The sequence below is a fragment of the Stenotrophomonas sp. GZD-301 genome (assembly GCF_049310345.1).
GTDB lineage: Bacteria > Pseudomonadota > Gammaproteobacteria > Xanthomonadales > Xanthomonadaceae > Stenotrophomonas.
On the sequence record NZ_JBMOWY010000093.1, the window covers coordinates 1 to 7,410 of the forward strand.

A 7,410-nucleotide genomic window follows, 5' to 3' on the forward strand; every position below is an offset into this window, starting at 1 on the left:
TTGCAAAGGGATCTTAATCATCTATAATGCACATCCATCGGCGGTGATGCAGATAGAAACTTGTTGAAAAACAGTTACTTGTGATTAGATTGGTTGCTTTAAGTGATGAATTTGATGGTAAGTTGGTTTGAGAGATAAGTTTTAAAAATATCGAAATTACCTGTTGACTTTTAAGAGATTAAGAGTAATATAGCCGACCTAGCTTGCTGGTGACGAACCAGGAAGAAGATCATTAAGAGAATTGAAGAACAACTTGTGTGGATTTTTACTGGTTGATTAATCGAAATAATTTTCATTGATTGATTGGTTTAAATTACTCGAAGTTTATTTGAGCGAAATTTAAGTCAGTAATTGATGAGCCAGAATTGGTACCTTGTCTTTAAATAAGGTACAAAATGATTTTAACTGAAGAGTTTGATCATGGCTCAGATTGAACGCTGGCGGCAGGCTTAACACATGCAAGTCGAGCGGAGAGAGGTAGCTTGCTACTGATCTTAGCGGCGGACGGGTGAGTAATGCTTAGGAATCTGCCTATTAGTGGGGGACAACATTTCGAAAGGAATGCTAATACCGCATACGTCCTACGGGAGAAAGCAGGGGATCTTCGGACCTTGCGCTAATAGATGAGCCTAAGTCGGATTAGCTAGTTGGTGGGGTAAAGGCCTACCAAGGCGACGATCTGTAGCGGGTCTGAGAGGATGATCCGCCACACTGGGACTGAGACACGGCCCAGACTCCTACGGGAGGCAGCAGTGGGGAATATTGGACAATGGGCGCAAGCCTGATCCAGCCATGCCGCGTGTGTGAAGAAGGCCTTATGGTTGTAAAGCACTTTAAGCGAGGAGGAGGCTACTTTAGTTAATACCTAGAGATAGTGGACGTTACTCGCAGAATAAGCACCGGCTAACTCTGTGCCAGCAGCCGCGGTAATACAGAGGGTGCAAGCGTTAATCGGATTTACTGGGCGTAAAGCGCGCGTAGGCGGCTAATTAAGTCAAATGTGAAATCCCCGAGCTTAACTTGGGAATTGCATTCGATACTGGTTAGCTAGAGTGTGGGAGAGGATGGTAGAATTCCAGGTGTAGCGGTGAAATGCGTAGAGATCTGGAGGAATACCGATGGCGAAGGCAGCCATCTGGCCTAACACTGACGCTGAGGTGCGAAAGCATGGGGAGCAAACAGGATTAGATACCCTGGTAGTCCATGCCGTAAACGATGTCTACTAGCCGTTGGGGCCTTTGAGGCTTTAGTGGCGCAGCTAACGCGATAAGTAGACCGCCTGGGGAGTACGGTCGCAAGACTAAAACTCAAATGAATTGACGGGGGCCCGCACAAGCGGTGGAGCATGTGGTTTAATTCGATGCAACGCGAAGAACCTTACCTGGCCTTGACATAGTAAGAACTTTCCAGAGATGGATTGGTGCCTTCGGGAACTTACATACAGGTGCTGCATGGCTGTCGTCAGCTCGTGTCGTGAGATGTTGGGTTAAGTCCCGCAACGAGCGCAACCCTTTTCCTTATTTGCCAGCGAGTAATGTCGGGAACTTTAAGGATACTGCCAGTGACAAACTGGAGGAAGGCGGGGACGACGTCAAGTCATCATGGCCCTTACGGCCAGGGCTACACACGTGCTACAATGGTCGGTACAAAGGGTTGCTACCTAGCGATAGGATGCTAATCTCAAAAAGCCGATCGTAGTCCGGATTGGAGTCTGCAACTCGACTCCATGAAGTCGGAATCGCTAGTAATCGCGGATCAGAATGCCGCGGTGAATACGTTCCCGGGCCTTGTACACACCGCCCGTCACACCATGGGAGTTTGTTGCACCAGAAGTAGCTAGCCTAACTGCAAAGAGGGCGGTTACCACGGTGTGGCCGATGACTGGGGTGAAGTCGTAACAAGGTAGCCGTAGGGGAACCTGCGGCTGGATCACCTCCTTAACGAAAGATTGACGATTGGTAAGAATCCACAACAAGTTGTTCTTCATAGATGTATCTGAGGGTCTGTAGCTCAGTTGGTTAGAGCACACGCTTGATAAGCGTGGGGTCACAAGTTCAAGTCTTGTCAGACCCACCATGACTTTGACTGGTTGAAGTTATAGATAAAAGATACATGACTGATGATGTAAGCTGGGGACTTAGCTTAGTTGGTAGAGCGCCTGCTTTGCACGCAGGAGGTCAGGAGTTCGACTCTCCTAGTCTCCACCAGAACTTAAGAGAAGTTCGGATTACAGAAATTAGTAAATAGAGATTTAGATCTTGGTTTATTAACTTCTGTGATTTAAGTATCACGGTATTAAGCATGACCTGACGAAGGCATGTTTATTCATTAACAGATTGGCAAAATTGAGTCTGAAATAAATTGTTCACTCAAGAGTTTAGATTAAGCAATTAATCTAGATGAATTGAGAACTAGCAAATTAACTGAATCAAGCGTTTTGGTATATGAATTTAGATTGAAGCTGTACAGTGTTTAAGTACACAGACAACAGATAGTAGCGATGAAGAATCGCACGGACAACACTCACTTGTAGGTGTTGACGACTGTTTGGGGTTGTATAGTCAAGTAATTAAGTGCATGTGGTGGATGCCTTGGCAGTCAGAGGCGATGAAAGACGTGATAGCCTGCGAAAAGCTCCGGGGAGGCGGCAAATATCCTTTGATCCGGAGATTTCTGAATGGGGGAACCCACCTACTTTAAGGTAGGTATTGCAACATGAATACATAGTGTTGCAAGGCGAACGAGGGGAAGTGAAACATCTCAGTACCCTTAGGAAAAGAAATCAATTGAGATTCCCTCAGTAGCGGCGAGCGAACGGGGATCAGCCCATTAAGTTATGTGTGTTTTAGTGGAACGCTCTGGGAAGTGCGAACGTAGAGGGTGATATTCCCGTACACGAAAGGGCACACATAATGATGACGAGTAGGGCGAGGCACGTGAAACCTTGTCTGAATATGGGGGGACCATCCTCCAAGGCTAAATACTCCTGACTGACCGATAGTGAACCAGTACCGTGAGGGAAAGGCGAAAAGAACCCCTGTGAGGGGAGTGAAATAGATCCTGAAACCGCATGCATACAAGCAGTGGGAGCACCTTCGTGGTGTGACTGCGTACCTTTTGTATAATGGGTCAGCGACTTATATTCAGTAGCGAGGTTAACCGTATAGGGGAGCCGTAGAGAAATCGAGTCTTAATAGGGCGTTTAGTTGCTGGGTATAGACCCGAAACCAGGCGATCTATCCATGAGCAGGTTGAAGGTTGGGTAACACTAACTGGAGGACCGAACCCACTGTCGTTGAAAAGCCAGGGGATGACTTGTGGATAGGGGTGAAAGGCTAATCAAGCCTGGTGATAGCTGGTTCTCCCCGAAAGCTATTTAGGTAGCGCCTCGGACGAATACCATAGGGGGTAGAGCACTGTTTCGGCTAGGGGGTCATCCCGACTTACCAAACCGATGCAAACTCCGAATACCTATGAGTACTATCCGGGAGACAGACTGCGGGTGCTAACGTCCGTAGTCAAGAGGAAAACAATCCAGACCGCCAGCTAAGGCCCCAAAATCATAGTTAAGTGGGAAACGATGTGGGAAGGCATAGACAGCTAGGAGGTTGGCTTAGAAGCAGCCACCCTTTAAAGAAAGCGTAATAGCTCACTAGTCGAGTCGGCCTGCGCGGAAGATGTAACGGGGCTAAAACTATGTGCCGAAGCTGCGGATTTGACATTAGTCAAGTGGTAGGGGAGCGTTCTGTAAGCCGATGAAGGTGTATTGAGAAGTATGCTGGAGGTATCAGAAGTGCGAATGCTGACGTGAGTAACGACAAAACGGGTGAAAAACCCGTTCGCCGAAAGACCAAGGGTTCCAGTCCAACGTTAATCGGGGCTGGGTGAGTCGACCCCTAAGGCGAGGCCGAAAGGCGTAGTCGATGGGAAATTGGTTAATATTCCAATACTTCTGTGTAATGCGATGAGAGGACGGAGAAGGTTAAGTCAGCCTGGCGTTGGTTGTCCAGGTGGAAGGATGTAGGTATGTATCTTAGGCAAATCCGGGGTACTCTATACTGAGATCCGATAGCAAGCTGTACTTGTACAGTGAAGTGGCTGATACCATGCTTCCAGGAAAAGTCTCTAAGCTTCAGTTACACAGGAATCGTACCCGAAACCGACACAGGTGGTCAGGTCGAGTAGACCAAGGCGCTTGAGAGAACTCTGCTGAAGGAACTAGGCAAAATGGTACCGTAACTTCGGGAGAAGGTACGCTGTTGTTGGTGATGGAACTTGCTTCCTGAGCTGACGACAGCCGCAGAAACCAGGCCGCTGCAACTGTTTATTAAAAACATAGCACTCTGCAAACACGAAAGTGGACGTATAGGGTGTGATGCCTGCCCGGTGCTGGAAGGTTAATTGATGGGGTTAGCGTAAGCGAAGCTCTTGATCGAAGCCCCAGTAAACGGCGGCCGTAACTATAACGGTCCTAAGGTAGCGAAATTCCTTGTCGGGTAAGTTCCGACCTGCACGAATGGCATAATGATGGCGGCGCTGTCTCCAGCAGAGGCTCAGTGAAATCGAAATCGCTGTGAAGATGCAGTGTACCCGCGGCTAGACGGAAAGACCCCGTGAACCTTTACTGCAGCTTGACACTGAACTTTGACCTTACTTGTGTAGGATAGGTGGGAGGCTTTGAAGTTGGAACGCTAGTTCCAATGGAGCCGTCCTTGAAATACCACCCTGGTAATGTTGAGGTTCTAACTCTGTCCCGTTATCCGGGACGAGGACCGTGTCTGGTGGGTAGTTTGACTGGGGCGGTCTCCTCCTAAAGAGTAACGGAGGAGTACGAAGGTGCGCTCAGCGTGGTCGGAAATCACGCGTAGAGTATAAAGGCAAAAGCGCGCTTAACTGCGAGACCCACAAGTCGAGCAGGTACGAAAGTAGGTCTTAGTGATCCGGTGGTTCTGTATGGAAGGGCCATCGCTCAACGGATAAAAGGTACTCTGGGGATAACAGGCTGATACCGCCCAAGAGTTCATATCGACGGCGGTGTTTGGCACCTCGATGTCGGCTCATCTCATCCTGGGGCTGAAGCAGGTCCCAAGGGTATGGCTGTTCGCCATTTAAAGAGGTACGCGAGCTGGGTTTAGAACGTCGTGAGACAGTTCGGTCCCTATCTACCGTGGGCGCTGGAAATTTGAGAGGATCTGCTCCTAGTACGAGAGGACCAGAGTGGACGAACCTCTGGTGTACCGGTTGTGACGCCAGTCGCATCGCCGGGTAGCTATGTTCGGAAGGGATAACCGCTGAAAGCATCTAAGCGGGAAGCCTACCTCAAGATAAGATTTCCCTAGGAATTTATTCCTCTAAAGAGCCGTTCGAGACTAGGACGTTGATAGGTTGGATGTGGAAGCATAGTGATATGTGAAGCTGACCAATACTAATTGCTCGTGAGGCTTGACTATACAACACCCAAGCAGTTGTATATGAAGCATCAATCGATTCATAAACATGCAAAGCAACTTGATTTAGTTAAACGCTTAGCTAAAATGAACAACGAAAAATCAGATTCAATCAGCCCATCTGTAAAGATTTGGAAAACGCAACGTATCACCCAGTGAATAAAACGAAGCAAGTATCCATACCAGTTGTGCTGGCGACCATAGCAAGAGTGAACCACCTGATCCCTTCCCGAACTCAGAAGTGAAACCTCTTAGCGCTGATGGTAGTGTGGGGTTACCCATGTGAGAGTAAGTCATCGCCAGCTCATTATTCTAAACACCCCCGTTCTAACGAATGGGGGTGTTTTTTTATTGGAGAATTTGTATCGTCAATTCTTTATATGATTATAATGGAAGAAATTCATATTAAATCTAATAAGGATATAACATGTCTACCGATCAACAATTCCCAACACCCAATAATTTAGGTATTGCAGTTTATACAAATAATGCAGAAGCTATTGGTAATACTCCTTTAGTTCGCATCAACCGTTTAATTAAAACTGGTGCAACTGTATTAGCGAAAGTAGAAAGTCGTAATCCTGCCTTTTCTGTGAAATGCCGTATTGGGGCTGCACTTATTGCAGATGCAGAAAAAAGAGGTGTGTTGAAAGAAGGCATGCATATAGTTGAACCAACTAGTGGTAATACAGGGATTGCATTGGCTTTTGTTGCGGCAGCGAAGGGTTATGCAATTACTTTGACTATGCCAGCCAGCATGAGTCTTGAACGTAGAAAAGTATTAAAAGCTTTAGGTGCTAATTTAGTTCTAACTGAACCGGCGAAAGGGATGAAAGGGGCGGTTGATGAAGCGGTACGATTAGCAACTGAACAGCCAGATGTTTATTTTTTGCCACAACAATTTGAAAATCCAGCCAATCCACAAATTCATGTGGACACAACTGGCCCAGAAATTTGGCAAGCAACAGGTGGGCAGGTTGATATTTTAGTTGCTGGCGTAGGTACTGGAGGTACGATAACGGGTATTTCTCGTTATTTTGAACAGGTCCAAAATAAGCCATTGTACTCAGTAGCAGTTGAACCTGCTGAGTCTCCAATTATTACTCAAACTAAAAATGGTGAAAGTATTACGCCTGCACCCCATAAAATTCAGGGGATTGGTGCAAACTTTATTCCAAAAAATCTTGATTTAGATTTGGTTGATGAAGTCTTACTAGTGAATAGTGAAGAAGCAATTCAATGGGCGAGAAACTGTGCAACTCAAGAAGGTATTTTGGTAGGTATCTCAAGTGGAGCTGCCTTGGCTGCTGCAGCTAAAATTGCAGAGCGTCCTGAAAATGCTGGTAAAACAATAGTTGTTATTCTTCCTGATAGCGGAGAACGTTATTTATCTTCTGTTTTATTTGAAGGTTTATTTGACGAATAAAATTAACTATGTAAAAAAGCCCATTAATAGATGGGCTTTTTTTATTTGATCTGAATTTATAATGCACTTTTTAAAGTTTTCTGATGACGTTTCACAGATCGAGCATATTTTTTTGCTTTGTGTCGTGTCCAGAAGCTTCGCTCATATCCAGTCGGTCCCACATTATAATAAGCTGTTGCTTTGAACCAACTATCAGCTGACTGATAATAGTGATTTAAGATATAAGCACCACATTGAATATTAGTGGTTTCATCATATAAATTCCCCGCACAAGTTTGTTGCCAATAACTTGGAATAATTTGAGTTAAACCGACGGCGCCAGTAGGAGAGCGAGCATTACTATTGTAACTAGACTCTTGCCTGATGACTGCTGCGAGTAAAAGAGGGGGGACATTATATTGGTCAGCACTTTGAATAATCATTGGAGATAGCCGATTGGCTGTGCTCGCTGGAACAGAATAAGCTTTTTGTAAGCCAGATGAGAGTTTATTTGAGCGCCAAGAAAATGAGCCACTGTTAGGTCCTAAGCTTGTACAC

General features: G+C 46.1%; 2 protein-coding genes, 2 tRNA genes and 3 rRNA genes. 6 read left to right on the plus strand and 1 reads right to left on the minus strand.

Going from position 1 to position 7,410, the window contains the following annotated elements; genetic code table 11:
• Nucleotides 1-402 precede the first annotated feature (402 nt).
• The 6 genes from ACO6VK_RS20320 to cysK all read left to right on the plus strand — a co-directional run bounded on the left by ACO6VK_RS20320 (nucleotide 403) and on the right by cysK (nucleotide 6,873).
• A 16S ribosomal RNA gene (locus ACO6VK_RS20320) occupies nucleotides 403-1,940 on the plus strand.
• A gap of 59 nt (nucleotides 1,941-1,999) precedes the next feature.
• Nucleotides 2,000-2,076 (plus strand) — tRNA-Ile (locus ACO6VK_RS20325).
• A gap of 55 nt (nucleotides 2,077-2,131) precedes the next feature.
• Nucleotides 2,132-2,207: transfer RNA gene (locus ACO6VK_RS20330), tRNA-Ala, on the plus strand.
• 352 nt (nucleotides 2,208-2,559) lie between these two features.
• Nucleotides 2,560-5,450, plus strand: a 23S ribosomal RNA gene (locus ACO6VK_RS20335).
• 187 nt (nucleotides 5,451-5,637) lie between these two features.
• Nucleotides 5,638-5,752 (plus strand): 5S ribosomal RNA (gene rrf, locus ACO6VK_RS20340).
• The 16S, 23S and 5S rRNA genes sit together here with 2 tRNA genes alongside, the layout of an rRNA operon.
• Nucleotides 5,753-5,874: 122 nt before the next feature.
• Nucleotides 5,875-6,873, plus strand: coding sequence for a cysteine synthase A (cysK, locus tag ACO6VK_RS20345; RefSeq protein ID WP_250733805.1), 999 nt, complete (start codon nucleotides 5,875-5,877; stop codon nucleotides 6,871-6,873).
• Between the two features lie 56 nt (nucleotides 6,874-6,929).
• Here the strand turns inward: cysK and ACO6VK_RS20350 are convergent.
• Nucleotides 6,930-7,410 (minus strand): lytic transglycosylase domain-containing protein (locus ACO6VK_RS20350; RefSeq protein WP_422510306.1); only part of this gene is annotated, 481 nt, incomplete at its 5' end.

Excerpts from the sequence above, each read along its gene's own strand:
- cysK (WP_250733805.1), top strand. The coding sequence starts at position 5,875 with ATGTCTACCGATCAACAATTCCCAACACCCAATAATTTAGGTATTGCA.